Raw genomic sequence first — 25,794 nt, forward strand, 5'->3', positions numbered from 1 at the left:
ACTACGCTGAGTTAGCTTTGCACTAAACGACGGTGACGATGGATGCTCATTAATATTCCTGCGCCAAAGCCAAGTGTCACCAATGCAGTGCCACCATAACTAATAAATGGAAGCGGCACTCCAACTACCGGCAAGAGACCGCTCACCATACCAATGTTGACAAATGCATAGGTAAAGAAAATTAAAGTCACTGACGCACCTAAGAGGCGCGTAAATAAGTTTGGCCCGCTCGCCGAGATCGCTAAGCCTCTTTTAATGAGTGCGAAGAACAAGGCAATCAATACCAGGTTGCCTAATAAACCAAATTCCTCAGAAAAAACTGCAAAGACAAAGTCAGTATGTTTTTCTGGAATAAATTCTAGATGCGCTTGCGTTCCTTGGAACCAACCTTTGCCAAAGAATCCGCCAGAGCCAATAGCAATCATGGATTGAATGGTATGAAAGCCTTTACCGAGTGGGTCGCTAGTCGGATCTAGCAGAGTGCATATGCGATGCTTTTGATAGTCGTGCACAAATGGCCACACTACATCATTGGCACAAATAGTGCCACCAAAAATAATAATTAACAAAATGCCAATGGCGCCCAAGCCAACAAATGGCAGTATCCATTTCCACGGCAGGCCCGCCAAGATGATGACGTATAGTCCTGCTGCAAAAACGAGTAACGCAGTTCCCAGGTCTGGTTGGCGTGCGATTAAAAAAACGGGTATCGCTAAAATCACAGTAGCAACACCATAGTCCCAGGATTTTTGAATGCCTTCTCGCTTTTGAAAGTACCAAGCAAGCATCAGTGGCATCGCAATCTTCATGATCTCGGATGGCTGAATGACAACTCCAATATTGAGCCAGCGACGAGCACCCTTTTTAATGAGTCCGAATGCGGCTACTGCGATTAAGAGGGCAACACCAAATCCATAAATCCAAACTGCACCCATCTCTAACCACTTTGGTGGAATTCGTGAAACGATCCACATCACTAAAAACGAGAGTGCGAGATTGCGCAATTCATCTGTAATTTGTACGGGAGTATTTTGACTTGCAGATAAAAAAGTAAAAAAGCCAACAGCCGCTAAGCCAAGCAGAATAAGGCCTAGCTGGCGGTCTAAACCAGCGAAGATGCTGGAGAAAAATCTTTTAACTTTGATTAAGGGGCTCTTTTCCATTCCGGAACCTCCTTGGGCCACTTGCCCTCAATGTAGTAGTCCAATGCTTGACGTGCAATCGGAGCGGCATACTGCGCGCCGAAGCCTGCGTTCTCTACAACCATCGCAATCACAATGGTTGGCTTATCCGCTGGAGCAAATGCGATATACAAGGCATGGTCGCGCAAAAATTCTGCTGTGGATCCATGTTTGTAATCTTTGGAGTTCAAACTAAATACCTGCGCAGTTCCGGTTTTTCCGCCCACTTGATATCCAGCTCCTTTAAATGCTGCGGCAGATGTGCCGGAGTTATTAACCTCGACCATGGCCTTCTTAATCACTTCAATATTCTCAGCATTGAGATCGATCCGATAACTTTCTTTTGGGGTTGTCAGCACTCTGTTGCGAGTAAATGGATCTTCAATGGCTTTGACTAAGTGCGGCTTCATCACAATACCGTTATTAGCTACGTTTGCCATGGCATGGGCTAATTGCAAGATTGTGAAAGCGTTGTAACCCTGTCCAATACCCAGGGAAATAGTTTCACCCTCGTACCACTTTTGCTGCTCAGGTTTTTTGAAAGTATTTTTCTTCCACTCGGTGGATGGCAAAACACCTCTTGCTTCGCCTTGTAAATCAATGCCAGTGATTTGACCAAAGCCCAATGGCTTCATAAAATCGGCAATCATGTTTACCCCCATGTCTCGAGCAAGCATGTAGTAATACGTGTCACAAGATTCAACAATCGACTTTTGCATATCGACAATTCCGTGACCACCTTTTTTATCGTCCCGGAAGGTGTGGTTGCCAAAGTCAAAGTAGCCAGGATCCGAAATTGTTTGTGATGGAGTACGCTTTTTATTTTCTAAAGCGGCTAATGCCATGAAAGGTTTGTAAGTAGATCCGGGTGGATAGATTCCTTTCAGTGGGCGGTTATAGAGCGGCTTCTGTGGAGAGTCATTCAACTCTTTCCAAGTCACCGAATCAATGCCTTCCACAAAATCATTCGGATTGAAGTTGGGCTTAGAGACAAAAGCCAATACATCACCTGTCGCTGGTTCAATGGCCACAAATGCACCGCGAAAATTTCCATATAGTTGCTCAACTAAATATTGGAGCTTGATATCAACGGAGAGAACTACATTTTTGCCGGGAACTGAAGGGGAGCTTGAAAGTGTACGCACCGGTTTGCCGCCCGCAGTAATTTCTACTTGATCGTAACCAGGCACGCCACGCAAAACATTTTCATAGCTTTGCTCTAAACCAATCTTGCCTACGTACTGAATGCCACGCAAAAAAGAAGCCTGCAAAGCATCGGGATCATCGGCCTTGGCGCCCTCAATTTCAGTCTGCATGCGCTCTTTGTCACGTTGCGAAACGCGGCCAATATAGCCAATCAGGTGGGAGGCTAATTCGTTGTATGGATACTCCCGAAAGCTTCTAGCCCGGATTTCTACCCCAGGAAAGCGATAGCGATTGGCCATAAACCGGGCGGTTTCGGTCTCGTTGAGCATGGAGCGCAGAGGGAAAGTGCCCATATTTCGAGAATCCTCCAGGGAGCGCTTGAAATTGCGACGATCCCGAGGCGAAATAGCAACGATTTCAGAAAGATCGTTGATGAGCTGATCTACGTTCCCTTTGACTTCTTCAGCATTCACATCCAAGGTAAGGGCAGAATAATTTCGACCAATAACGATGCCATTGCGATCAATAATGAGCCCACGATTTGCTGGCGCTGGAACCAAGGCAATGCGATTGCTTTCAGCCAGAAGTGCGTATTTTCCGTGGCTTACTAGTTGTAGCCATACAAGACGGGTGATGAGTAGTAAAAAGCAAAACGTGACAAATAGAGTCGCAATATGAATGCGCTCTTGAAAAGAGTCGAGATCCGGTTTTTTAAAAGAAACCATGCCGCTTTTTAAAGGGGTCGATTGTGATCAACATCTATAGGGCGACGTTGCGGCGCAAGCAGGATGCGGGTGGCTAGCGGCCAAAGCATTGCTTCAATCAAAGCCTGGATCGCACCTGTTAAAGCCCACCAATAGAGTTCACCGCTGAGCAGCCAGTGCGCCAGCACAGGAAATAGCGATACCAATAAGAAGATGGGGAGTAGGTGCAGGGCTTGGGAAAGAACGGTCAGAGCCACAATGCGCCTGTGCCATGAGATAGCAAGGTAGGCGACCAGAGAGTAACTAAAGGCGTGCAATCCTAATAAATCGGAATTATGTACATCCATCATCAAGCCCAAAATGAAGGCCGTGATGACACTGACATAGCGATGCTGATGAATATTCCAAAAAACAATACACAGGATTAACCAATCTGGCACCCAACCGTAATTACCAATGGGTAATAGGTTTAATAGCAGCGCACAAAATAGGCTGAAATAAATAAAGACCGGATTTACTGGGCGCAGAATATAGCCGCTCTGGAAATCGATCATTGCATGCCTCGTGCGCGAGTTTGGCGCCTGCCCGGCGTATTGCTGAGTGGCGCACCAGAAGTGGATTTGTTATTCACAGTTGCCGCTTTGGCATCAAGTTGCGGATCGTACAACAGTGCAAGCGCTTGACGATAGCGATTTACTGCCGCAACGGGAACACAAAAGACGTTAGAAGAGTTCTTATCAACATTGCGCTCTATTTTGCTAATCACTGCTACTGCAAACCCTGGAGGGTAAACGCCATCGATCCCCGAGGTCAGCAAAATATCGCCAACTTCCAAATCACTGGCTACCGGTAAATAGCGAAGTTCCAGTGGGTTGCCGCGCCCTGCGCCGAATACGGCTGCACGAAGGCCGTTGCGGGCCACTTGGACTGGAACGGCAAAATCACGGTCCTCCAACAGGGAAACCTCAGCAGAGCGCTCATAGAGGCGGACCACTTGGCCCAAAATCCCGGAATCATTGGCAATCGGGTTGCCAAGCTTTAGACCATCATTACTGCCGCGATTGATTACGATGCGTTGTGAAATTGGATTGGGTGGGTTAAACAGAATTTCTACCGGCAATGTTTTGAATGGAACCTGTTTTTGCAAAGTCATGAGCTCGCGCAGGTTTTGGTTTTCCACCATCAAAAATTCAGATTGATTTGCCAGCAAAGAAAGCTCTGCCTGACGTACTTTCATTACTTGATTTTCTTGATCAAGAGTCGATCTGGTTGTGAAATACTCAGACGTTGCTTCAAAGGCATTGCGCGGCGCCATCATGACATATTCAAGTGGGCGCAAAATCCAATTGATGTTGTTGCGAATGGGGTCGAGTGCTTTGAAACGAAAATCGATCAGCATCAGAGCGATGCTGATCGACAGACAGACAATCAGTTTAAGTAAGGCCGGAATGCCCTGTCTGAAAAGTGGTGGAGCGCTATGTTGCAATTCCCTGGTCGACGTGTAGGTCGCTTACTCGTGCGAGAACACTCCGCCTAACTTATCCATGCGCTCGAGTGCGATACCGCAACCACGAGCCACGCAAGTTAAGGGATCTTCTGCCACATGAATTGGCAAACCAGTTTCTTCAAGCAAGAGGCGATCGAGGTCGCGCAATAAGGCTCCCCCGCCAGTAAGCATCATGCCGCGTTCAGCAATATCGGACGCTAACTCAGGTGGGATCTGCTCGAGAGCTGCTTTTACCGCAGTCACGATTTGATTCAACGGATCAGTCAACGCTTCAAGAATTTCGTTGCTAGTAACGGTGAAGCTACGTGGAATACCTTCAGAAAGATTGCGACCCTTTACTTCCATCTCGCGCACTTCAGCGCCAGGGAAAGCTGAGCCAATCGTTTTTTTAATCAGCTCAGCAGTTTGTTCACCAATCAACATCCCGTAGTTACGACGAATGTAATTGGTAATCGCTTCATCAAACTTATCGCCACCAACACGAACAGAGCCTTTGTAAACCATGCCACCTAATGACATGACGCCAACTTCAGTTGTACCGCCGCCGATGTCGACAACCATCGAACCCGCAGCTTCTGAGACAGGCAAGCCAGAACCAATTGCAGCTGCCATTGGTTCTTCAATCAGAAATACTTGTGATGCACCAGCGCCTAATGCAGATTCGCGAATCGCACGACGTTCAACTTGGGTAGATCCGCAAGGAACGCAAATGATGATGCGTGGACTTGGCTTTAATAATTTGCTTTCATGCACAAGTTTGATAAATTGCTTGAGCATTTGTTCGGTGATGGTGAAGTCAGCGATAACGCCATCCTTCATTGGGCGAATGGCCTCAATATTCCCTGGAACACGACCCAACATCGCTTTTGCCTCTTTGCCGACGGCCAAAATGGTCTTTTTGCCGTTTGGCCCACCTTCTTGGCGAATTGCCACAACAGAAGGTTCATCGAGGACAATACCCCGCTCACGCATATAAATTAAGGTGTTAGCGGTTCCTAGGTCGATGGCTAGGTCATTGGAAAAGTAGCTGCGGAAAAAACCAAACATGATGTAGTGGGAAAATAGAAAGTGTTAATGAAAATATATAGGAATGATACTCTCGTCCCATGAAACTTGATGATGTCCAGCGCATTGCGCACCTATCTAGGCTTGTGTTAAACCAGGCAGAAGCCGAGGCAGTTTTGCCTCAATTGCAGGCCATTTTTTCCTTGGTTGAGGAAATGCAAGCCGTTGATACAAGTGGTCTTGAGCCTTTGGCTCACCCAATCCTCTTTTTGCGTGATTTGGCCCAACCCATGCGTGTTGACCAGGTTACTGAATCAGACCATCGTGCCGAAAACATGCAATCAGCCCCTGCTCAGCACGACGGCTATTTCTTGGTGCCAAAGGTGATCGAATGAGTTGGCACAACACCCCTATCGCTTTGATGGCAAAAGCACTGGCTGCAAAAGAGGTTTCCAGCAAGGAGTTAACCCAGTACTTTTTGGATCGTATTGAGGCTGGAATGCAGTGGAATGCATACCTTGATGTGAATGCTCACTTAAGCTTAGAGCAAGCAAATAAAGCAGACCAGCTTATTTCATCTGGAAAAGCTGGTAAGTTGACGGGTATCCCCGTTGCCCACAAAGATGTCTTTGTAACGCGTGGCTGGAAGTCCACTGCGGCTTCCAAAATCTTGGCTGGATATCAAAGTCCTTTTGATGCCACGGTGGTTGCCAATCTGGGAATCCCAGACGAAAGTAATCCCCATGGCGCTGGAATGGTTTGTTTGGGTAAAACCAATATGGACGAGTTCGCGATGGGCTCGTCTAATGAGAACTCTGCCTATGGCCCTGTTTTAAACCCATGGAATTCTGCCCACGTAGCTGGTGGTTCATCTGGCGGCTCGGCTGCAGCTGTTGCGGCTGGTTTGGCTCCAATTGCGACTGGCACAGATACGGGCGGCTCCATTCGTCAGCCAGCAGCATTTTGTGGATTAACCGGTATTAAGCCCAGTTATGGGCGCGTGTCGCGCTACGGCATGATTGCTTACGCTTCCTCGCTAGATCAAGCTGGGCCGATGGGCAAAACTGCAGAAGATTGCGCCTTGTTGCTGTCTGCAATGTCTTCGCATGATCCGCGTGACTCTACCTCCTTGGCTGATTCTGGTGAAGATTACGGTCGTTATCTCAATCAACATTGGAAGGAAGGTAATACCAATCCCGCAAAACCATTGGAAGGTTTGCGTGTTGGTTTGCCAAAAGAATTCTTTGCTGAAGGTTTGGCAAGCGATGTAGCGAAATCCGTTAATGAAGCAGCCAAGCTTTTAGAAAATTTAGGCGCTACATTGATTGATGTGAGTCTGCCAAAAACCAAGCTCTCTATTCCGGTGTATTACGTTTTAGCGCCGGCAGAAGCATCGAGTAATTTGAGTCGCTTTGATGGCGTGCGTTATGGGTATCGTGCCAATGAGTATCGCGATCTCAATGATATGTATGCCAAGTCACGTACCGAAGGTTTTGGTGCCGAAGTTAAACGCCGCATCATGATTGGAACGTATGTTCTTTGTCATGGTTACTATGATGCTTATTACCTGCAGGCACAAAAAATTCGTCGCATTATTGCGGCAGACTTTCAGGCTGCATTCAATCAGTGCGATGTCATCCTGGGGCCTGTAGCCCCTGATGTGGCTTGGCGTTTGGGCGAGAAATCTAAAGATCCCGTGCAAATGTATCTAGAAGATATTTATACGCTTTCTACAAACTTGGCAGGTTTACCGGCGATGAGTGTCCCATGTGGATTTAATGGAAATAGTTTGCCTATTGGCATGCAACTCATTGGCAATTATTTTTCTGAAGCACGCTTGTTGCAAATGGCGCATCAATATCAGCAAGCCAGCGATTGGCATTTGCGTCCAGCAAGCGAGGTGGCATGATGCAATGGGAAGTCGTCATTGGTCTAGAGACCCACGCTCAGCTACAAACTCAATCCAAGATTTTTAGCGGTGCAAGTACACGCTTTGGTGCAGCCCCAAACACGCAAGCATGCGCAGTGGATTTAGCGCTACCTGGTGTTTTGCCGGTGCTTAATCGTCAGGCTGTTGAACATGCGATTCGTTTTGGTTTGGCAGTGAATGCGAAGATTTCGCCAGCAAGTATCTTTGCCCGCAAAAATTATTTTTATCCTGATCTACCTAAGGGCTATCAAATCAGTCAGATGGAGATCCCGGTGGTTGTTGGGGGTCATCTGGAGATCTTGGTCGGGGATGAAATAAAAGTAGTTGAATTGACTCGCGCCCATATGGAGGAGGATGCTGGTAAATCCGTCCATGAAGAGGGCTTTACAGGTCCTCATGGCGAACCTTCTAGCGGGATTGATCTGAACCGCGCAGGTACACCACTCCTCGAGATCGTGACTGAGCCAGTCATGCGCAGCGCTGCTGAAGCCGTTGCTTATGCCAAGGCTTTGCATGGCTTGGTGGTATGGCTTGGGGTTTGTGACGGCAATATGCAAGAAGGCTCTTTCCGTTGTGATGCGAACGTCTCTGTGCGTCCCAAAGGCCAGACTGAATTTGGTACCCGTTGCGAAATTAAAAACTTGAACTCCTTCCGCTTTTTGGAAGAAGCCATTCAATATGAAGTGCGTCGCCAAATCGAGCTGATTGAAGATGGCGGTACCGTTGTTCAAGAAACCCGACTTTACGATCCTGATCGTGGTGAAACCCGCAGTATGCGCAGTAAAGAAGATGCTAACGACTATCGCTACTTCCCCGATCCTGACTTATTGCCCGTTGTGATTGATGATGCATGGATTGCAGATGTTCGCAGCAAGATGCCTGCATTGCCTGCGCAATTACGTGAGCAGTGGCAAAGTGAATTTGGATTAAGTGCCTACGATGTGCAGTTGCTCACGCAAGATCGTGACACCGCAAAAGTATTTGAAGAGCTATTAGTAATCGTAGGTAAGCCATTGGCAAAAGCCGCGGCCAATTTAATTGCTGGTGAATTTGCTTCCTCTTTAAATCGTGCAGGTATTGCTACTGCTGACGCGCCATTAAAAGCGGAGCATTTAGCGCCATTACTAACGCGTGTGGCAGATGGCACTATTTCTAATAAGATCGCTAAAGATATCTTTGCCATTCTTTGGGAAGAGGCTATCGCAGGTAAAGCTATCAGTACCGTTGATCAAGTCATTGAAGCCAAAGGGCTGAAACAAATTAGTGATAGCGGTGCTATTGAAGCCATCATTGATCAGGTGTTAGCGGCTAACCAGAAATCGGTTGAAGAGTTCCGCTCGGGCAAAGAGAAGGCGTTTAACGCTCTCGTTGGCCAGATCATGAAAGCCTCGCAAGGCAAGGCAAACCCTAGTCAGGTAAACGAACTCTTGCGTAAAAAGCTTGGTTAACCAAAGAACATATTTAGAAAGAAATACATGAGCGCAATCGATCCAAAGCAAGCCGAACAAGAAGAATTGGTTGCAGAGTGGTTACGTGTAACCCCAGGCTTCTTTGAGCGTTACGCTGATCTCTTAAATGAGATTCGGATTAAGCATCCACATGAGGATCGTGCGATCTCTTTGCAAGAGCGTCAGATGACGGTATTGCGTACACAAAATCAAGAGCTCAATCGTCGCTTAAGTGAGATGTTGCACTTTGGAAGTCGTAATGACAAAACCCAACAAAGTTTGGTTGCTTGGTTATTGCGTTTGATGAAGGCCAACAATAAACCTGATGTGGAGTCTGCAATTACCTTAGGTCTAGCCGAAGTATTCGAAGTGGAGTCTGCACAATTACTGTCGCCTAACTCTGCTTTTAGCCCTTGGATAGATACCCCGTTATGCGGCTCTGCTAAGGAGTTGGCAGCAGCTAGCGTAGATTTGTTAGCAAGCCAGACAAGCATTAATCCTGAATGGCAAAGCATGGTGGCCATTGGGTTGCCATTAGGCAAAAGTATTGGTGCCACTCAATCGCCCGCGGTGTTGCTGTTAGCCAGTAAGGATGAATCCCGCTTTACGGCGGATATGGGCGCTTTCTATTTGCGTCAAATTGCCGAATTAACTGCTGCAGCTTTGGATCGCATCCAGGCTTATGAAATTAAAGTCGACTGAACTACATCCTCTCATGCAAGAGTATTTGTATGGGTTACATGTGTTGCGTCAACTTTCGCCGCATACGCTTAAAGCGTACGGCATGGACCTGAGTGACCTGCAAAACTTTGCTCTTGAAGACAGTATTGAGTTGTTAAGAGTGAGTAACGGCCATGTACGTCGTTGGGCCGGCCGCTTACATTCCAAAGGTAAATCTTCAAGAAGTATTGCGAGAGCCCTTTCAGCATGGCGAGGATGGTATGACTGGCTTACTGAAAAAGATGCCAGGCGCGATGCCCGTGCCGGCAAGGTAACCAGCAATTTAATTGCCAATCCGGTTGACGACGTCAAGGCGCCCAAGCGTCTGAAGTCTTTACCCAAGGCATTATCCGTCGAGCAGGCGCTTTCCTTGGTAAACCAAGCAGTCAAAGAGGCCGAAGAAAAAAAGGATTTGGAATCCATCCGCGATGCTGCCATTATTGATTTGCTATATTCCTCTGGCTTGCGCCTTTCAGAGCTCTTGGGGATTGATGTCATGCAAAGCAAAGATCGCCAACAGGAATCTGCTGGCTGGTTCGATTGGGATGCTGCTGAAGTAACGGTTTTAGGTAAGGGCGGCAAACGACGCTCTGTTCCAGTTGGAGCCCCTGCCATGAAATCACTTGCTACATGGCGAGAGCTGCGCGATGCTGGAACTTATCCAGAAGAATCCATCGCCTTGTTTTTGTCGGCAACAGGTAAGCGCTTATCGCCGCGTACGGTGCAAGCAAGATTGCGTACTTTAGCTATGCGTGCTGGTTTACCCACCCATGTGCACCCTCATATGATGCGCCATAGCTTTGCCAGCCACGTGCTGCAATCCTCACAAGATTTAAGAGCGGTGCAGGAGATGCTGGGGCACGCCAGCATTGCTAGTACCCAGATTTATACGTCTTTAGATTTTCAGCACCTAGCTCAGGCATACGATAAAGCGCATCCCCGCGCAAAGGCTGGCAAAGGCTGAGGAACTCGGTAAGATAGAAGGTTTCCCGCTTTGGGAATTGTTGGCTTTTAGATTTTGATTGGATCATCCATGGCATTAATTCCAGTAACGATTTTGACGGGCTTCTTGGGAAGCGGCAAAACTACTTTGCTTAAACACATCCTGACTGAAGAGCATGGCAAAAAAATTGCCGTCATTGAGAATGAGTTCGGTGAAGAGAATATTGATAACGACATCTTGGTGCAAGATAACCAAGAGAACATTGTGCAAATGAGCAATGGCTGCATTTGCTGCACCATTCGTGGCGATCTCGTGGATGCTTTAAATGAGCTTTGGGAGCAGCGTAAAGATAAGAAGATTAGCTTTGATCGCGTTGTCATTGAAACTACAGGTGTTGCTAATCCTGGCCCCGTCGCTCAGACATTCTTTATGGATGATGATGTAGCAGATCATTATGTTTTAGATGCTGTAGTGACTCTGGTGGATGCCAAGCACGGTCAGCAACAACTCAATGAGCACGAAGAGGCTCAGCGCCAAGTTGGCTTTGCCGACCAAATCTTTATTACTAAGACCGATTTAGTGACGCCTGCTGATGTAGATGCCTTACGTAATCGCTTAATGCATATGAATCCAAGGGCGCCTATTACAGGCATTTCTAAGGGTGTGGTGCCCTTGAATGCTGTCTTAGACCTCAAGGGCTTCAATCTCAATGCCAAGCTGGATATTGACCCTCATTTCTTGGAGCGGGACGACCATGACCATGCGGATTGTGGTCACGACCATAGTCACGATCATGATCATAGTACCTGTGGCCATGATCATAGTCACGACCACCAGCACCAACACCATGGCCATGCTGGCCATACTGATCGTATCCAATCCTTTGTTTTTCGTAGTGATAAACCCTTTAATCACAAAAAGTTGGAAGACTTCCTGGGGGGCATTTTGGAGGTCTTTGGAGAGAAGATGTTGCGCTATAAAGGCGTGCTCTACGTGAAGGGAAGCAGCCGAAAAGTAGTGTTCCAGGGCGTTCACCAGATGATGGGCAGTGATTTAGCTGGCCCATGGGGCACAGAACCCAAGCAAACCCGTATGGTCTTCATAGGCATCGATTTGCCCAAGGACACCCTATTGGCAGGGCTTGAGGGCTGTTTGGCCTAGCAAGATTCGGGTACAATCCGCCGCCACGGCCCATATTGATGAATATTAATAAAAGGGCCGTAAAAGTTTGGCAGAATGAGGCAATAATGCTTCAAACCAGGAAAGAATGAGATGACGGTAAAAACAGCAACAAAACCAGCAACCGCTGCAAAAGCTAGTAGCAAGGCTGCGAGCGCTAAGGTTGCAAAAGGTGCTCCATTAACTGAGGCAGAGTTGCTCAAGATGTCCGACAAGGACTACATGAGTGCTGCGCAGTTAGATTTTTTCCGTCAAAAACTGCTCACTCTTAAAAACGACATTTTAAAGAATGCCTCTGAGACAACAGAGCATCTGCGTGAAAATATTTTGGTTCCTGATCCTGCCGATCGTGCAACGATTGAAGAGGAGCATGCATTGGAATTGCGCACGCGTGACCGTGAGCGCAAGCTGCTCAAAAAAGTAGAACAAGCATTGGCGCGCATTGAATCTGGCGACTATGGATGGTGCGAAGAAACTGGTGAGCCAATCGGCTTGAACCGTTTAATTGCAAGGCCTACAGCCAATTTATCTCTTGAGGCTCAAGAGCGTCGTGAACTCCGTCAAAAATTATTTGGCGAATAAATTTTAAGTAGCGATGACTAAGCATTTACCAACTATTAGTGATATCTCTCCTTTATTAAAGGCGGAGATTCTTGCTGAGGCTTTGCCTTATATCCGCGCGTATCACGGCAAGACTATTGTGATTAAGTACGGCGGAAACGCGATGGTGGAAGAGCGCCTCAAAGAAAGTTTTGCGCGCGACGTTATCTTGTTAAAACTGGTCGGCATGAACCCAGTAGTGGTTCATGGCGGAGGCCCACAAATTGATGAGGCCTTAAAGAAGATTGGTAAGACCGGCACTTTTATTCAAGGTATGCGCGTAACCGATGAAGAAACCATGGAAGTAGTGGAGTGGGTTCTAGGTGGCGAGGTGCAGCAGGATATTGTGATGTTGATCAACCACTTTGGTGGCCAGGCTGTTGGCTTGACAGGTAAAGACGGCGGCTTGATTCATGCTAAAAAAATGATGATTCCGAGTGACACGGAGCCAGGCAAAAAAATAGATATCGGTTTTGTTGGTGAAATTGAAGCAATTAATCCTGCTGTTGTTAAGGCTCTGCAAGATGACGCGTTTATTCCGGTGATTTCTCCTATTGGCTTTAGTGCAGAAGGCCAGGCTTACAACATTAACGCTGACTTGGTGGCTGGCAAGATGGCTGAAATTCTTCACGCAGAGAAGTTGGTCATGATGACTAACATTCCGGGCGTGATGGATAAAGACGGTAAGTTACTGACAGATTTAACTGCGCGAGAAATTGATGCACTCTTTGCTGATGGCACTATTTCTGGTGGCATGTTGCCGAAGATTTCTTCTGCATTAGATGCGGCTAAGAGCGGCGTGAATTCAGTGCACATCATTGATGGCCGCATTGAGCATTCTTTATTGTTAGAAATTCTGACCGAGCAAGCGTTTGGTACGATGATCCGCTCTAGATAAGTAGATAAACATGCGCGAGTCCTTAGAGCCAGCAAACATCAACGACAGAAACGCTGACGCTGGTGTAGCTCGTAAGCGCCCTCGCCCAGGCGAACGCCGCTTACAGATTCTGCAAGTGCTTGCTGAGATGTTACAAAACCCGAAGGGTGAGCGTGTCACTACGGCGGCTTTAGCAGCCAAGATTGAAGTATCAGAAGCGGCTCTATATCGTCACTTCGCCAGCAAGGCGCAAATGTTCGAGGGCCTAATTTCTTTTATTGAGCAAACTGTTTTTGGATTGATTAATCAAATTAATCAAAAAGAAGAATCCGGCCTTGCTCAGGCGCGCGGTATCTTGCAAATGCTTTTATTCTTTGCTGAAAAGAATCCTGGCATGACTCGTGTTTTATTGGGCGATGCTTTATTGCAAGAAGATGATCGTCTTCAAGAGCGCATTACTCAAGTGCTCGATCGTGTCGAGGCATCTCTTAAGCAAGCTCTACGTATCGCCCAAACCCAAGGTGGCAATTGGGCGCAGTTGGGTCAGGAAGAGGTCAGCATCCGTGCTGCAATGTTGATGAGTTTTGTTTTGGGTCGTTGGCATCGCTTTGCCCGTAGCGGATTTAAGAAGCTGCCAACTGAAGCCTCCGATGTTAGTCTGCGCCTTCTCCTGTCAGAATGAGCGAGCTACACCTCTCTAGAAATACTATTCATTTTGCCGAGCCCCTGCCTTTGCAGAGTGGCGCCATCTTGTCTGGCTATGATTTGGTAATTGAAACTTATGGCAAGCTCAACGCCGATAAAAGTAATGCCGTTCTCGTTTGTCATGCGCTCAATGCATCTCACCACGTAGCGGGACCAAGTCCAGATAATCCAGAAGATATTGGTTGGTGGGACAACATGATTGGCCCGGGCAAGCCAGTGGATACCAATCATTTTTTTGTCATAGGCGTTAATAATTTAGGTTCTTGTTTTGGTTCTACTGGGCCAATGAGCATCAATCCTGCTACCGGCAAGCCATATGGCGCAGATTTTCCGGTGGTTACGGTTGAGGATTGGGTGAATACTCAGGCCCGCCTGGCTGATAAATTGGGCATTCGTAAGTTTGCTGCAGTGATGGGCGGAAGCTTGGGCGGCATGCAGGCTATGGCTTGGGCCATTCAGTTTCCTAAGCGCATAGATCACTGCGTGGTGGTGGCATCTACCCCAAGGCTGAGCGCACAAAACATTGCTTTCAATGAAGTGGCGCGTAATGCCATTCTGTCTGACCCTGATTTTCATGGTGGTAACTATTACGAGCATGGCGTTGTACCAAAACGCGGTTTACGTTTGGCGCGCATGGTTGGTCACATCACCTATTTGTCTGATGATGACATGGCAGAAAAATTTGGACGAGAATTGCAGCGCCCTAATGGCGAGTCAAATGACTATCGCTTCAGCTTTGATGTTGAGTTTGAGGTTGAAAGTTACTTACGCCATCAAGGTGATAAGTTTTCAACCTACTTTGACGCCAATACTTATTTATTGATTACACGCGCACTAGATTATTTTGATCCTGCACGTCGTTACGATGGCAGTCTGAATCGCGCCCTAGCGGAAGTACAAGCCAAGTTTTTGGTTGTCAGCTTTTCAACCGACTGGCGCTTCCCACCGGATCGTAGTCGCGAGATTGTGCAATCTTTGCTGAGCAATAAGAGTGAAGTGACCTATGCTGAGATCGATGCGCCACATGGGCATGATGCTTTCCTGTTGGATGACGAGCGTTATCACAACCTGGTCCGCGCTTACTTTAAGCAAATGCGTGAGGTTCAAGCATGAGCAATTTTAATAAGCGTGCCGACTTTGCTGCCATAGCTAATTGGATTGCACCCAATACTCAAGTCTTGGATCTCGGTTGTGGCGATGGTAGTTTCTTGGAGTTTTTACAGAAACAAAAACCGGTTCACGCTTATGGCGTTGAGATTGATGATTCACGCGTACTCTCTTGCGTGCAAAAGGGTTTGAATGTCATTCAGCAGGATTTAGAGGGCGGCTTAGCGCTCTTTGAGGATGGTAGTTTTGACACAGTTGTGCTGTCACAAACTCTGCAAACTATTCATCAAACTGAAAAGATTTTGCGTGAGGTAGTGCGGGTAGGTAAGGAGTCGGTGATCTCCTTCCCAAACTTCGGACATTGGTCTCATCGATTGGCTGTTGGTCTTGGCCGCATGCCAGTTTCTAAGAGCTTGCCTTACCAGTGGTACAACACGCCTAACGTACGCGTACTCACGGTTGCTGACTTTGAGAAGTTAGCCTCAAGCCTTGGCCTGAAGGTAATCGATCAATGCATCTTGCATGAGGGTCGCCAGGTGACTTTGATGCCAAATTTATTTGGTAGCCTCGCTTTATTCCGCATTCGTCGTGCCTAACAAGCAACTCCATGTAGTGAAGTCCTGGCTTCAAGACTTTCGGGTTTATCTCGAATGGCCTTGTTTGCGCATGTTGTTCTTGGGCTTCTCCGCAGGACTTCCTCTATTACTTATTCTAGGAACACTGAGCTTTTGGCTGCGTGAAGCCGGCATTGATCGCAGCACCATTGGTTACTTAACTTGGGTTGGTTTGATCTATGCTTTTAAGTGGGTTTGGGCTCCGCTTGTGGATCGCCTACAAATCCCACTCTTAACTCAATTATTTGGTCGCCGTCGCAGCTGGTTACTCTTTGCGCAAGCACTCATTATTTTGGGCCTAGTCGGTATGTCGACTTTAGATCCCAAGCTGGCACTCAATTCCATTGTTTGGTGTGCGCTCTTGGTGGCTTTTGGATCTGCCACTCAAGATATCGCATTAGATGCTTTTCGTATCGAGTCAGCTAATAGTGACCATCAAGCAGCCCTTGCTGCTACTTATCAAACTGGATATCGTCTTGCCCTAATTTGGGCTGGCGCCGGCGTGCTTTGGCTTGCTGCTCGGGCTGAAACAGGCAGCGGCTACGACGCCAGCGCATGGCAGTTTGCTTATCTTTGTATGGCAGTTTCTATCGGGGTGGGAGTGATTACAACGCTCTTGAGTAAAGAGCCAGCAAGATACGAATTAGCCAAAGTACGCACTGCTAAGGCCTGGCTTTATCAAACCTTGGTTGAGCCATTTGCAGAATTTATTACGCGCTATCGCTGGCATGCCATTTTGATTTTGTCTTTAATTGCCATCTACCGTATTAGTGATGTCGTGATGGGCATCATGGCCAATCCGTTTTATGTTGATATGGGTTACACCAAAGATGAAGTTGCAGCCGTCAGTAAAGTATTCGGTGTGGTGATGACCTTGGTCGGCGCTTTTGTAGGCGGTGTGCTCACATTGCGTTTTGGCGTGCTGCGAATTCTATTTGTGGGTGCAGTTCTCTCGGCGGTCAGCAATGTATTGTTTGCTTGGCTGGCCACTCAAGGACATGATTTACATGGTTTGATTTGGGTCATCTCTGCAGATAATTTAAGTTCTGGTATCGCTAGTGCAGCCTTTATAGCTTTCTTGTCATCACTTACTAATATCCGTTACTCAGCTACCCAGTACGCCCTGTTTAGTTCGATGATGCTGCTCTTGCCCAAATGGTTGGCGGGCTTCTCCGGAGTGTTTGTTGATAACTTTGGGTACCAAGCATTCTTCTACGGCACTGCCATTATTGGCGCCCCAGTCCTACTTCTTATTTGGGCAACGATTCATTTCAAGATCGTGCAGACCAAAAAAGAGGGGGAGTAAAAGCGGAGTAATGGGGAAAGTAAATTCTCCCCGTTACTTGTTAAATCTTCCAGTCGTAATCCACGGTAAGTGGTGCATGGTCTGAGAATTTCTCGTCCTTGTACACCGCAGTTTTCTTGGCTGTAGCAGCAATACCAGGGGTGGTGATGTGATAGTCAATTCGCCAGCCAACATTCTTAGCATAGGCTTGGCCTCGATTACTCCACCAGGTGTAGCAAGTTTCTGTTGCCTCTGGTTCAAGATGTCGATAGACGTCTACGTAACCTACTTTGCTAAAGAGATTGGTAAGCCACGCGCGCTCCTCAGGTAAGAAGCCAGAATTTTTGAGATTCCCTTTCCAGTTCTTCAGGTCAATTTCTTGATGGGCAATATTGACATCGCCGCATAGGACGATTTCGCGACCAGATTTTTTTAGGGAAACGAGATGTGGCAGAAAGCTGTCGAGGTAGCGATATTTAGCTTCTTGACGCTCCTCAGAGCTTGAGCCTGAGGGCATATAAACAGAGATCACTGATAAACCTTTAAAACGGGCTTCAACATAGCGCCCTTCAGCATCAAACTCTTCATTGCCATAGCCGTACAAGACCTCATCTGGCTTATGGGGCGTATAAATACCGCAACCGCTGTAGCCCTTTTTCTCCGCATGATGGAAGTAGCCATGCATGCCGTCGGGATTCAGAATGGCGTCCTCTAGATCATCGCGCTGAGCCTTAAGCTCCTGCATACAAATGAAATCAGCCTTTTGCTTCACAGCCCATGGCAGAAAGCCTTTTTTGACTGCGGAACGGATACCGTTGAGGTTCGCGGAAATGATGCGTAACATGTAGGCCTATGAGCTCAAATAATTCAAATCAAGATAACTTTATTCGTTTTGCCTTAGAGGCAAAGGTTTTGTCCTTCGGGGAGTTTAAAACCAAAGCGGGAAGACTCTCACCTTATTTCTTTAACGCTGGTGAATTTAATGATGGAGCTCGTCTAAGCGCATTGGGTCGTTATTACGCCAAAGCTTTGCAAGAATCGGGTATTCAGTTCGATATGCTTTATGGACCGGCATATAAGGGAATCACACTTGCAGCGGCAACAGCCATTGCACTGGCAGATGATGGGATTAACGTTCCATATGCTTACAACCGCAAAGAAGCTAAAGATCATGGGGAAGGTGGCATGCTGGTTGGTGCGCCTGTAAAAGGCAAAGTGGTCATCATTGATGATGTGATTTCTGCTGGCACTTCAGTTAGGGAATCCGTAGATCTCATTCGCAAAGCGGGAGGACAGCCTGCGGCGGTATTGATCGCTTTGGATCGTATGGAGCGCTCAGGTAATGCTGTTGAAATTGGAGACAAGTCTGCAGTACAGGCCGTAGAACAAGAGTTTGGTTTGCCAGTTGTCGCGATTGCTAACTTAGCCGGCTTAATGTCTTTCCTAAACTCTTCTAGTGATGCTCAGCTTACTCATTACTTGCCTGCAGTAAAAGCCTATCGCGATCTATATGGAATCTAAAAGCAGCTACTTTTAGATTGTTGTTTCACCTTCAAAGACAGTAACGGCAGGCCCGGTCATGATGACGGGCTGAGCAACACCATCAATTACCCCGCCCCAAGCAATCTGCAAATCTCCACCGCGGGTATGTACTTTTACTGGCGAGTCTAGCAAGCCTCTGCGAATCCCTGAAACCACGGCTGCACAAGCGCCGGTACCGCAGGCCAAGGTTTCTCCAGCGCCCCGTTCAAAGACGCGAAGTTTGATTTCATTGCGATTAAGCGCCTGCAGGTAACCCACATTTACTTTTTTAGGAAACGCAGCAAACTTTTCAATTTCAGGACCCTCTTCTAAAACGGGTGCGCTATCGACATCACCAACTACTTGGACGGCATGTGGATTCCCCATTGAGAGGACGCCCACCAAACTATCGTGAGTAGCTGGGTAATTCAAAGGGAGTGCATAGAGGGTTTCTTGAAATTCTTGAACGCTTGCCAAACCAGTCGCATTAAATGGAATATGGCTGTGTTCAAAAATTGGCGCACCCATATCCACCTCCACCTGGCCATCCGGATGGGACTTGAGAGTCAGAACGGTGTGTGCCACTTCGACGCGCAAAGGATTCTTGTTAGATAGGCCCTGGTCTTGCACAAATCGTACAAAGCAGCGCGAGCCATTACCGCATTGTTCAACTTCACCGCCATCCGAATTAAAAATGCGGTACCGAAAATCAGCATCAGGGCGCGTGGCTTTTTCAACTAGGAGAATTTGATCGGCGCCAATGCCAAATTGACGATGGGCTAAGGCTTGCCATTGCTCCTTGGAGATACCGCTTAAGTCTTGGTCGATACCATTGAGCACAATGAAATCATTGCCGGCACCATGCATTTTGGTGAAGCGAAGCTTGCGTACTGGATTGTTGGTATTGGTGCTCAAAATAATTCCGTTTAATCGTAAAGACTCGGTTCGCCTTCGGGCCTGTGTTTAAAACGCTTATGAACCCAATAGTACTCTGCTGGTCTTTCTTGAACAAGTTCCTCGATATATTGATTTAGGCGAGCAGTATCTTTTTCAACATCATCGCTAGGGAAGTTTGGCAATGGCTCACTAATATGGCAGGTATAGCCTTTACGGTCTTTGTTTAAGGTAGTTGTCATCAAACATACCTCAGCGCCACTGAGTCTTGCCAGGCGCGAGACTGAGGTAATGGTGTTGGTCTGTATGCCAAAGAAAGGGACAAAGACAGAGTCACGTGGACCCAAGTCAATATCAGGGGCAATGAAAATAAAGTTACCCGTTTGAATTTCACGAATCAGGTCACGTAAGCGGCTCTGTCGCTCAATGGACTTCCCACCAAAGCGATTTCTCCACTCAATCATTTTTTGATTGAAGAAAGGATTCTTCATGTTTTGATAAAGGCCTGCACCACAGGGCCAGTCGTGTTGATTGGCCAATACTGAAAGCGCCATAAAGCCGCCTTCAAGCCCAACAAAGTGTGGATTAATCAGTAGGCGTGGCTTGCGATCTCCCAAAGTAATCGCTGATTCAATGGTGACGATATCGGTAATTTGTTTGCCACTACCCAGCCAGATACGACTTCTCTCTAATACGCTGCGGCCAAATAATTTCCAATGCTCAATCGCCAGATCATCAAGTTCTTTTTCACTGAGAGTGGGAAAGCACAAACGTAAATTAGTCTTGACTACGTGGGTGCGGCTGTTTGGAATATGGGCGGCAAGCCAGCCCAGGCCGTAGCCCACATGGATGGTGATCGTATAAGGCAGAAAGGCAAAGAGACGCAAAAGACTGAGCGCCAAGAAATTGAAGAGGTTTTGTAACCAGGTCATTTCAAAAATGATAACGAATTTATTTAATTTCTTGGAGGCAATTCTGCACCGGCGGGATGCTTATAGCGGTTGTATGACCAAATAAATTGTTCTGGCGCAACCAGAACTGCATTTTCAATTGCAACGTTGAGTTCTGCGGCGGCAAGATTGGCATCTTCAGATAAAGGCGCAAGACGAGTAGCCTGCATGAGCCATCCTTGGCCAATACCTTTGCGCTTAGCGGTAAACATGACTACTGGCGTGTTATTCCTATTGGCTAGGCGCGCCGGTAATGGCGTTGTGTATGCAGGACGCCCAAAGAATGGGACCCAAACACCTTCGCCACCACTAGGCACTTGATCTGGAAGAATGCCAATCGCTTCGCCTCGGGTGAGCGCTCTAGTCATTTGGCGCACGCCATTGAGGTTGGTCGGCACGAAATGCATATTCGGATAGGCGCGACCTTCTTCTACTACTTCATTGAGCCATTCTTGGCGTGAAGGTCGATAGAGAATCGTTGCTGGGAAATGCTGTGCGAGAACACGTGGAATGATCTCAAAGCCACCAAGGTGAGGAGTCAGCATCACTAAGCCGTGCCCTTCGCCGATCGCCGCCTCAACCACATCCCAGTTTTGCACTTCCACTAATTTCAGTGCTTTTGCAGGGTTGCGCCAAATCCACAAGCTATCTGAAAACAGCATTCCAGAGGCCCTTACTGCATCCCAAAGCTTGAATGGCAGGCCCCGTGCGTCAACTACTGCTTCGTATTGGGATTTAAAGAGTGAGCGATATTGCTTGGAGCCAAGGTAAGCCAGCATGCCTAAAAAGGCCCCAATCACTTGCACTAGCGCAAGAGGAAGCACGGCAATCGCATTAAGGCAGAGCTTGAGAAGGAGTGTTCGCACCCCCTAATGATATTCAATGCCGCTCTCAGTGTGTGGATTTCAGCATGCCTTGCTGAATTAGGCATTTTTCGGATAGAATCCATCCATCGCTGAGTTAAGGCAACTTGCAGGGCGATTCATAAATTCTGCTAAAGCGTCGCCGTTGTAGTTCCTGGCACGTCGAGTTGTCCCAATGATCGTGTTAATTATTAAAGGAATATGCAATGGCAAATGATTACTTCTTTACCTCAGAATCCGTTTCTGAAGGTCACCCCGATAAAGTAGCAGACCAAATCTCTGATTCGATTCTTGATGCCATCTTGGCTCAAGATCCTACTGCACGTGTTGCAGCAGAAACTTTGTGTAACACCGGTTTAGTCGTTTTGGCTGGTGAAATCACTACAAACGCCAACGTTGACTACATCCAAGTTGCTCGCAATACTTTGCGTGAAATTGGTTACGACAACACTGACTATGGTATCGACTACAAAGGTTGTGCAGTATTGGTTGCTTACGACAAGCAAAGCCCTGATATCGCTCAAGGTGTTGATAAAGCCCATGATGACGGCTTGGATCAAGGCGCTGGTGACCAAGGCCTCATGTTTGGTTACGCTTGTGATGAAACTGCAGAGCTCATGCCTTTGCCAATTCACTTGTCACACCGCTTGGTTGAGCGTCAATCACAGTTGCGTCGCGATGGCCGTTTGAACTGGTTGCGCCCGGATGCAAAGTCACAAGTGACCTTGCGCTATGTGGATGGCAAGCCGGATTCTATTGATACTGTTGTGTTGTCTACTCAACACGATGAAGAAATTTCTCTCGAAAAATTACGTGAAGCAGTCATTGAAGAAATCATCAAACCAGTATTGCCTAAGCATTTGATCAAAGGCGCTATTAATTTCTTGGTAAACCCAACTGGACGTTTTGTTATCGGCGGCCCACAGGGCGATTGTGGTTTAACTGGTCGCAAAATTATTGTGGACACCTACGGTGGTGCAGCTCCTCACGGCGGCGGCGCTTTCTCTGGTAAAGATCCATCTAAGGTTGACCGTTCTGCTGCATACGCTGGACGTTATGTTGCGAAGAACGTAGTTGCTGCTGGTTTGGCAAGCAAGTGCTTGATTCAGATCTCCTATGCGATTGGTGTTGCTAAACCAACCTCAGTCATGGTGAGCACTTTTGGTACTGGCAAGATTTCGGATGAGAAGATTGCTCAATTGGTTTCTGAGCACTTTGACTTGCGTCCAAAAGGTATCGTGAAGATGCTTAACCTCTTGCGCCCAATTTATAAAAAGACTGCTGCTTATGGCCACTTTGGTCGTGAAGAGCCAGAATTTACTTGGGAGCAAACAGATAAAGCGGCTGCATTACGTGCGGCAGCAGGTCTGTAAGTAGGAAATACGCAGTTTGTAGGTGTATTGAGGCGAAATATGCCGTAATTGTTTACAATTACGGCATACCTTCAAGGAGCGTTGCAAGGAATGCTGAGACCCAGCACTTCCCCAGGCTTGAAGGGAGTGGGCTCTAAGGTAACCCCCGGAGTTTGCTAATTGCAACCGCGCTCGCTAACCCATGATTCAATGGCTAGCGAGTTTTTACTCCAGCATTGGATCGTATTTAGCTGGAGCATTAATGAATACCGTTTCTGATTTAAATAACTTTGTAGCAACTCGTTGCGCAATCGCTGATATCTCTTTGGCTGACTTTGGTCGCAAAGAAATCGCCATTGCTGAAACCGAGATGCCAGGCTTAATCGCCATTCGTGATGAATTTGCTGCTCAACAGCCATTGCGTGGCGCACGCATTACTGGTTCATTGCACATGACCATTCAAACTGCAGTATTGATCGAGACGCTAGAGGCACTCGGTGCTGAAGTTCAATGGGCATCTTGCAATATTTTCTCTACACAAGACCATGCTGCTGCAGCCATTGCTGCTAACGGCACGCCAGTATTTGCTATTAAAGGCGAAACCCTTGAGCAGTATTGGGACTTTACTCACCGCATTTTTGAGTGGGCTGATGGCGGCTACACCAATATGATTTTGGATGATGGTGGCGATGCTACTTTGTTGTTGCACCTTGGAGCGCGCGCTGAGAAAGATCAAGCTTGCTTGAACAATCCAACTAGCGAAGAAGAAACTATTTTGTTTGCTGCTATCAAGAAAAAATTGGCACAAGATCCAACTTGGTACTCAACACGCTTAGAAAAAGTTAAGGGTGTTACAGAAGAAACGACTACTGGCGTACATCGCCTGTATCAAATGTTTGCTAAGGGCGATTTGAAATTCCCGGCAATCAACGTAAATGACTCTGTTACTAAGAGCAAGTTCGATAACCTCTATGGTTGCCGTGAGTCTTTGGTAGATGCGATCAAGCGTGCGACTGACGTGATGGTGGCTGGCAAGGTCGCTGTGGTTTGTGGTTATGGTGATGTGGGTAAGGGTTCAGCTCAAGCATTGCGTGCTTTATCAGCTCAGGTTTGGGTGACTGAAGTAGACCCAATCTGCGCATTGCAAGCTGCAATGGAAGGCTACCGTGTTGTGACGATGGATTACGCTGCTGATAAAGCGGACATCTTTGTTTCTGCAACAGGCAACTACCATGTGATTACACATGACCACATGGCTAAGATGAAGAATCAAGCCATCGTTTGTAATATTGGCCACTTTGATAATGAGATTGATGTTGCTGGTATTGAGAAATACAAGTGGGAAGAAATCAAGCCACAAGTTGACCATGTGATTTTCCCAGCTGCCAATGGCAAGCCTGAAAAGCGCATCATTATTTTGGCTAAAGGTCGTTTGGTTAACCTGGGTTGCGGCACAGGACATCCTTCATATGTCATGAGCTCTTCATTTGCAAACCAAGTGATTGCGCAGATCGAATTGTGGAATGCAGTAGGAACAGATAAATACCCAGTCGGCGTTTACACATTGCCTAAGCATTTGGATGAGAAGGTTGCACGCTTACAGCTCAAGACTCTCAATGCAGAGTTAACTGTGTTGTCAGATCAGCAAGCTTCTTACATTGGCGTAACGAAGGAAGGCCCATACAAGGCTGACCATTACCGTTATTAATCCAGTCACATAGAAACCTAGGCCCAAAATCATGGAATTAAGCGTTGAATTCTTTCCTCCAAAAACACCTGAAGGTGAGACTAAGTTGCATCTTGTGCGTGAGCGTTTTAGTGAAACACTCAAGCCAGCGTTTTATTCCGTGACCTTTGGCGCCGGCGGCTCTACTCAGTCCGGTACTTTAAAAGTGGTGAGTGACATTCACGCTGCTGGTGCGGCTGTTGCTCCTCACTTGTCTTGTGTTGGTAGCTCACGTGAAAGCGTGCGCGAGATGCTCAAGCAATATCAAGCCTTAGGTGTGAAGCGCATTGTGGCTTTGCGCGGTGACTTGCCATCTGGCATGGGTCAGTATGGCGAGTTTCATCATGCCAATGAATTGGTGGAATTTATTCGCTCAGAAACAGGCGATTGGTTTCATATTGATGTAGCTGCTTATCCAGAAACGCATCCACAGGCGAAGTCACCTGCTAGTGATATCGATTTCTTTGTGCAAAAGATGAAGGCGGGCGCTAACTCCGCGGTTACTCAGTATTTTTACAACAGCGATGCTTACTTCCGCTTCGTAGACGAGGCTTATGAATTAGGTGTTACACAGCCAATTATTGCCGGCATTATGCCGATTACCAATAGCAGCCAATTATTACGATTCTCTGATGCCTGTGGCGCAGAAATTCCACGCTGGATTCGTTTACGCCTTCAATCCTACGGTGATGACGTCGCGTCTATTCGTGCATTTGGTGAAGAAGTGGTGACCGACTTGTGCGATCAGTTGTTAACTGCTGGCGCACCTGGAATTCATTTCTACTCGCTAAATCAGGCTGATGCAGTTTTAGCGATTGCAGACAATTTGGATTTAACGAAGTAAATCAAATAAGTAAGCCAGACTCCGTCAACAGCATATCCAGGGGCTCGTCATGTGTTTGAGCAGCCCATTGAGAATCATCTAATTTTTGCCAATCAAATCCAACCCCCATGCAAATGAGGTTTGGATTGTCTTTTCGCAGCTGGGCTAGTGTTCGATCAAAATACCCGCCACCATAGCCTAGGCGCCAGTAGTGTGCTTTACCGCTCACAACAGAGCTAGACCAGCCTACGCAGGGAATCAGGATGCAGTCGGGAATGAGTTGTGGCCTGGCAGTGTTTTCTGGGCTGGGCTCAGGAACGCCGTGAGCGCTTGGAATTAATACATCTCCCTCTTGCCACTCGTAGAATTCAAGATGCTTATCCGGGCGTGCATAGGGCAGCGCTAAGCGACGCTGAGGGACATTCTTCATCCAGCTTAATAAAGTGGGGCGTAAATCAATTTCATCTTGAATGGGCCAATAAAGGGCGATTGAGCGAATGGATTTGCCTTCATTTGCTAAAAAATGATTGAGGCCTGCAATCAAGCCCGCTTCTACAGAAGCATGGCCATTCCCAGCAGCAATTTCTTTGCGTTGTTTTAATAAATCTTGGCGAAGAGTTTTTGGTGAATTACCGTGCATATCAACCATTATCAGGCGAAAATTAAAGGATATAGTAATCAATTACTGCAAGGTCTCTAGCCTTGCAAATAGAG

General features: G+C 47.2%; 26 protein-coding genes and 1 riboswitch. Of the genes, 16 read left to right on the top strand and 10 right to left on the bottom strand.

Annotated features, from left to right (window positions below):
• Positions 1-11: 11 nt before the first annotated feature.
• The 5 genes from rodA to AOC28_RS03555 are packed head-to-tail and all read right to left on the bottom strand — an operon-like array spanning position 12 to position 5,585.
• Positions 12-1,163 carry a rod shape-determining protein RodA gene (gene rodA, locus AOC28_RS03535; RefSeq protein WP_072582597.1) on the bottom strand — a complete coding sequence of 384 codons (1,152 nt, stop codon included), beginning with the start codon at positions 1,161-1,163 and terminating at the stop codon, positions 12-14.
• A complete protein-coding gene (gene mrdA, locus AOC28_RS03540) occupies positions 1,145-3,052 on the bottom strand; it encodes a penicillin-binding protein 2 (protein WP_072582598.1) in 1,908 nt (635 codons plus the stop codon). Before mrdA ends, rodA begins: the two co-directional genes overlap by 19 nt.
• Before the next feature lie 8 nt (positions 3,053-3,060).
• Complete coding sequence (mreD, locus tag AOC28_RS03545; RefSeq protein WP_072582599.1) at positions 3,061-3,585, bottom strand: rod shape-determining protein MreD; 525 nt, start codon at positions 3,583-3,585, stop codon at positions 3,061-3,063.
• Complete coding sequence (gene mreC, locus AOC28_RS03550; RefSeq protein WP_072582600.1) at positions 3,582-4,517, bottom strand: rod shape-determining protein MreC; 936 nt, start codon at positions 4,515-4,517, stop codon at positions 3,582-3,584. The genes mreD and mreC overlap by 4 nt, the downstream gene beginning before the upstream one ends.
• 24 nt (positions 4,518-4,541) lie before the next feature.
• Entirely contained in the window at positions 4,542-5,585 is a 1,044-nt protein-coding gene (locus tag AOC28_RS03555) for a rod shape-determining protein (RefSeq protein ID WP_068319852.1), read from the bottom strand.
• Between the two features lie 59 nt (positions 5,586-5,644).
• Here AOC28_RS03555 and gatC point away from each other — a divergent pair, with 59 nt between their 5' ends.
• From gatC to AOC28_RS03615, 12 genes are all read left to right on the top strand, one after another.
• The gene (gatC, locus tag AOC28_RS03560; RefSeq protein WP_072582601.1) at positions 5,645-5,938 is read left to right on the top strand and encodes an Asp-tRNA(Asn)/Glu-tRNA(Gln) amidotransferase subunit GatC; all 294 of its coding nucleotides are present in this window, start codon (positions 5,645-5,647) and stop codon (positions 5,936-5,938) included.
• Positions 5,935-7,452: an Asp-tRNA(Asn)/Glu-tRNA(Gln) amidotransferase subunit GatA gene (gene gatA, locus AOC28_RS03565; RefSeq protein WP_072582602.1), complete on the top strand. Its 1,518-nt coding sequence runs from the start codon at positions 5,935-5,937 to the stop codon at positions 7,450-7,452. Before gatC ends, gatA begins: the two co-directional genes overlap by 4 nt.
• A complete protein-coding gene (gene gatB, locus AOC28_RS03570; RefSeq protein ID WP_202816818.1) occupies positions 7,449-8,921 on the top strand; it encodes an Asp-tRNA(Asn)/Glu-tRNA(Gln) amidotransferase subunit GatB in 1,473 nt (490 codons plus the stop codon). The genes gatA and gatB overlap by 4 nt, the downstream gene beginning before the upstream one ends.
• Positions 8,922-8,948: 27 nt before the next feature.
• Positions 8,949-9,623: a DUF484 family protein gene (locus AOC28_RS03575; RefSeq protein ID WP_072582603.1), complete on the top strand. Its 675-nt coding sequence runs from the start codon at positions 8,949-8,951 to the stop codon at positions 9,621-9,623.
• Entirely contained in the window at positions 9,604-10,605 is a 1,002-nt protein-coding gene (locus AOC28_RS03580) for a tyrosine recombinase XerC (protein WP_072582604.1), read from the top strand. The genes AOC28_RS03575 and AOC28_RS03580 overlap by 20 nt, the downstream gene beginning before the upstream one ends.
• Positions 10,606-10,674: 69 nt before the next feature.
• Positions 10,675-11,745: a GTP-binding protein gene (locus AOC28_RS03585; protein WP_072582605.1), complete on the top strand. Its 1,071-nt coding sequence runs from the start codon at positions 10,675-10,677 to the stop codon at positions 11,743-11,745.
• A gap of 222 nt (positions 11,746-11,967) precedes the next feature.
• Positions 11,968-12,345 (top strand): RNA polymerase-binding protein DksA, encoded by a 378-nt coding sequence (gene dksA, locus AOC28_RS03590; protein WP_072582887.1) that lies wholly within the window; start codon positions 11,968-11,970, stop codon positions 12,343-12,345.
• A gap of 13 nt (positions 12,346-12,358) precedes the next feature.
• Positions 12,359-13,261 (top strand): acetylglutamate kinase, encoded by a 903-nt coding sequence (gene argB, locus AOC28_RS03595; protein ID WP_072582606.1) that lies wholly within the window; start codon positions 12,359-12,361, stop codon positions 13,259-13,261.
• Positions 13,262-13,271: 10 nt separating this feature from the next.
• Positions 13,272-13,922: a nucleoid occlusion factor SlmA gene (gene slmA, locus AOC28_RS03600; RefSeq protein WP_072582607.1), complete on the top strand. Its 651-nt coding sequence runs from the start codon at positions 13,272-13,274 to the stop codon at positions 13,920-13,922.
• The gene (locus AOC28_RS03605) at positions 13,919-15,058 is read left to right on the top strand and encodes a homoserine O-acetyltransferase (protein ID WP_072582608.1); all 1,140 of its coding nucleotides are present in this window, start codon (positions 13,919-13,921) and stop codon (positions 15,056-15,058) included. The genes slmA and AOC28_RS03605 overlap by 4 nt, the downstream gene beginning before the upstream one ends.
• On the top strand, positions 15,055-15,648 hold the full coding sequence (gene metW / locus AOC28_RS03610; protein ID WP_072582609.1) for a methionine biosynthesis protein MetW: 594 nt from the start codon (positions 15,055-15,057) through the stop codon (positions 15,646-15,648). The genes AOC28_RS03605 and metW overlap by 4 nt, the downstream gene beginning before the upstream one ends.
• Before the next feature lie 16 nt (positions 15,649-15,664).
• Complete coding sequence (locus tag AOC28_RS03615) at positions 15,665-16,972, top strand: MFS transporter (protein ID WP_237767739.1); 1,308 nt, start codon at positions 15,665-15,667, stop codon at positions 16,970-16,972.
• Positions 16,973-17,012: 40 nt separating this feature from the next.
• Here the strand turns inward: AOC28_RS03615 and AOC28_RS03620 are convergent, their stop codons facing one another.
• A complete protein-coding gene (locus AOC28_RS03620; protein WP_072582611.1) occupies positions 17,013-17,795 on the bottom strand; it encodes an exodeoxyribonuclease III in 783 nt (260 codons plus the stop codon).
• A gap of 8 nt (positions 17,796-17,803) precedes the next feature.
• On the opposite strand from AOC28_RS03620, the gene pyrE reads away from it, so the two are divergent.
• On the top strand, positions 17,804-18,472 hold the full coding sequence (gene pyrE, locus AOC28_RS03625) for an orotate phosphoribosyltransferase (RefSeq protein WP_072582612.1): 669 nt from the start codon (positions 17,804-17,806) through the stop codon (positions 18,470-18,472).
• A 12-nt stretch (positions 18,473-18,484) separates the two neighbouring features.
• Here pyrE and dapF read toward each other — a convergent pair whose 3' ends face one another.
• From dapF to AOC28_RS03640, 3 genes are read right to left on the bottom strand one after another with little or no spacing between them, the layout of a single operon-like run.
• Complete coding sequence (gene dapF / locus AOC28_RS03630; RefSeq protein ID WP_202816823.1) at positions 18,485-19,339, bottom strand: diaminopimelate epimerase; 855 nt, start codon at positions 19,337-19,339, stop codon at positions 18,485-18,487.
• Positions 19,340-19,398: 59 nt separating this feature from the next.
• Entirely contained in the window at positions 19,399-20,298 is a 900-nt protein-coding gene (locus AOC28_RS03635; RefSeq protein ID WP_072582614.1) for a lipid A biosynthesis acyltransferase, read from the bottom strand.
• A gap of 23 nt (positions 20,299-20,321) precedes the next feature.
• Positions 20,322-21,182 (bottom strand): lysophospholipid acyltransferase family protein, encoded by an 861-nt coding sequence (locus AOC28_RS03640; RefSeq protein ID WP_072582615.1) that lies wholly within the window; start codon positions 21,180-21,182, stop codon positions 20,322-20,324.
• Positions 21,183-21,385: 203 nt separating this feature from the next.
• On the opposite strand from AOC28_RS03640, the gene metK reads away from it, so the two are divergent.
• The 3 genes from metK to metF all read left to right on the top strand — a co-directional run bounded on the left by metK (position 21,386) and on the right by metF (position 25,101).
• Positions 21,386-22,552: a methionine adenosyltransferase gene (gene metK / locus AOC28_RS03645; protein ID WP_072582616.1), complete on the top strand. Its 1,167-nt coding sequence runs from the start codon at positions 21,386-21,388 to the stop codon at positions 22,550-22,552.
• A 67-nt stretch (positions 22,553-22,619) separates the two neighbouring features.
• Positions 22,620-22,732: riboswitch (S-adenosyl-L-homocysteine riboswitch) on the top strand.
• Between the two features lie 61 nt (positions 22,733-22,793).
• A complete protein-coding gene (gene ahcY, locus AOC28_RS03650) occupies positions 22,794-24,239 on the top strand; it encodes an adenosylhomocysteinase (RefSeq protein ID WP_072582617.1) in 1,446 nt (481 codons plus the stop codon).
• Positions 24,240-24,270: 31 nt separating this feature from the next.
• Positions 24,271-25,101, top strand: a complete 831-nt coding sequence (gene metF, locus AOC28_RS03655; RefSeq protein WP_072582618.1) for a methylenetetrahydrofolate reductase [NAD(P)H] — start codon at positions 24,271-24,273, stop codon at positions 25,099-25,101.
• Position 25,102: 1 nt separating this feature from the next.
• On the opposite strand, the gene AOC28_RS03660 is transcribed toward metF, so the two are convergent.
• Entirely contained in the window at positions 25,103-25,729 is a 627-nt protein-coding gene (locus tag AOC28_RS03660; protein ID WP_072582619.1) for a 5-formyltetrahydrofolate cyclo-ligase, read from the bottom strand.
• Positions 25,730-25,794: the final 65 nt, after the last annotated feature.

Origin of the sequence: Polynucleobacter sp. MWH-Adler-W8 (genome assembly GCF_001889925.1) — a bacterium.
In the GTDB taxonomy this organism is placed as follows: Bacteria; Pseudomonadota; Gammaproteobacteria; order Burkholderiales; family Burkholderiaceae; genus Polynucleobacter.

What these genes read in the sequence shown, in the direction of transcription:
- argB (WP_072582606.1), top strand. Translation starts at nt 12,359, where the DNA reads ATGACTAAGCATTTACCAACTATTAGTGATATCTCTCCTTTATTAAAG.
- dapF (WP_202816823.1), bottom strand. Translation starts at nt 19,339, where the DNA reads ATGCATGGTGCCGGCAATGATTTCATTGTGCTCAATGGTATCGACCAA.
- mreD (WP_072582599.1), bottom strand. Translation starts at nt 3,585, where the DNA reads ATGATCGATTTCCAGAGCGGCTATATTCTGCGCCCAGTAAATCCGGTC.
- slmA (WP_072582607.1), top strand. Translation starts at nt 13,272, where the DNA reads ATGCGCGAGTCCTTAGAGCCAGCAAACATCAACGACAGAAACGCTGAC.
- pyrE (WP_072582612.1), top strand. Translation starts at nt 17,804, where the DNA reads ATGAGCTCAAATAATTCAAATCAAGATAACTTTATTCGTTTTGCCTTA.
- metW (WP_072582609.1), top strand. Translation starts at nt 15,055, where the DNA reads ATGAGCAATTTTAATAAGCGTGCCGACTTTGCTGCCATAGCTAATTGG.
- metK (WP_072582616.1), top strand. Translation starts at nt 21,386, where the DNA reads ATGGCAAATGATTACTTCTTTACCTCAGAATCCGTTTCTGAAGGTCAC.
- AOC28_RS03605 (WP_072582608.1), top strand. Translation starts at nt 13,919, where the DNA reads ATGAGCGAGCTACACCTCTCTAGAAATACTATTCATTTTGCCGAGCCC.
- mrdA (WP_072582598.1), bottom strand. Translation starts at nt 3,052, where the DNA reads ATGGTTTCTTTTAAAAAACCGGATCTCGACTCTTTTCAAGAGCGCATT.
- dksA (WP_072582887.1), top strand. Translation starts at nt 11,968, where the DNA reads ATGTCCGACAAGGACTACATGAGTGCTGCGCAGTTAGATTTTTTCCGT.
- AOC28_RS03555 (WP_068319852.1), bottom strand. Translation starts at nt 5,585, where the DNA reads ATGTTTGGTTTTTTCCGCAGCTACTTTTCCAATGACCTAGCCATCGAC.
- AOC28_RS03660 (WP_072582619.1), bottom strand. Translation starts at nt 25,729, where the DNA reads ATGGTTGATATGCACGGTAATTCACCAAAAACTCTTCGCCAAGATTTA.
- AOC28_RS03635 (WP_072582614.1), bottom strand. Translation starts at nt 20,298, where the DNA reads ATGACCTGGTTACAAAACCTCTTCAATTTCTTGGCGCTCAGTCTTTTG.
- ahcY (WP_072582617.1), top strand. Translation starts at nt 22,794, where the DNA reads ATGAATACCGTTTCTGATTTAAATAACTTTGTAGCAACTCGTTGCGCA.
- metF (WP_072582618.1), top strand. Translation starts at nt 24,271, where the DNA reads ATGGAATTAAGCGTTGAATTCTTTCCTCCAAAAACACCTGAAGGTGAG.
- AOC28_RS03620 (WP_072582611.1), bottom strand. Translation starts at nt 17,795, where the DNA reads ATGTTACGCATCATTTCCGCGAACCTCAACGGTATCCGTTCCGCAGTC.
- gatC (WP_072582601.1), top strand. Translation starts at nt 5,645, where the DNA reads ATGAAACTTGATGATGTCCAGCGCATTGCGCACCTATCTAGGCTTGTG.
- AOC28_RS03575 (WP_072582603.1), top strand. Translation starts at nt 8,949, where the DNA reads ATGAGCGCAATCGATCCAAAGCAAGCCGAACAAGAAGAATTGGTTGCA.
- AOC28_RS03580 (WP_072582604.1), top strand. Translation starts at nt 9,604, where the DNA reads ATGAAATTAAAGTCGACTGAACTACATCCTCTCATGCAAGAGTATTTG.
- AOC28_RS03585 (WP_072582605.1), top strand. Translation starts at nt 10,675, where the DNA reads ATGGCATTAATTCCAGTAACGATTTTGACGGGCTTCTTGGGAAGCGGC.
- gatB (WP_202816818.1), top strand. Translation starts at nt 7,449, where the DNA reads ATGATGCAATGGGAAGTCGTCATTGGTCTAGAGACCCACGCTCAGCTA.
- rodA (WP_072582597.1), bottom strand. Translation starts at nt 1,163, where the DNA reads ATGGAAAAGAGCCCCTTAATCAAAGTTAAAAGATTTTTCTCCAGCATC.
- gatA (WP_072582602.1), top strand. Translation starts at nt 5,935, where the DNA reads ATGAGTTGGCACAACACCCCTATCGCTTTGATGGCAAAAGCACTGGCT.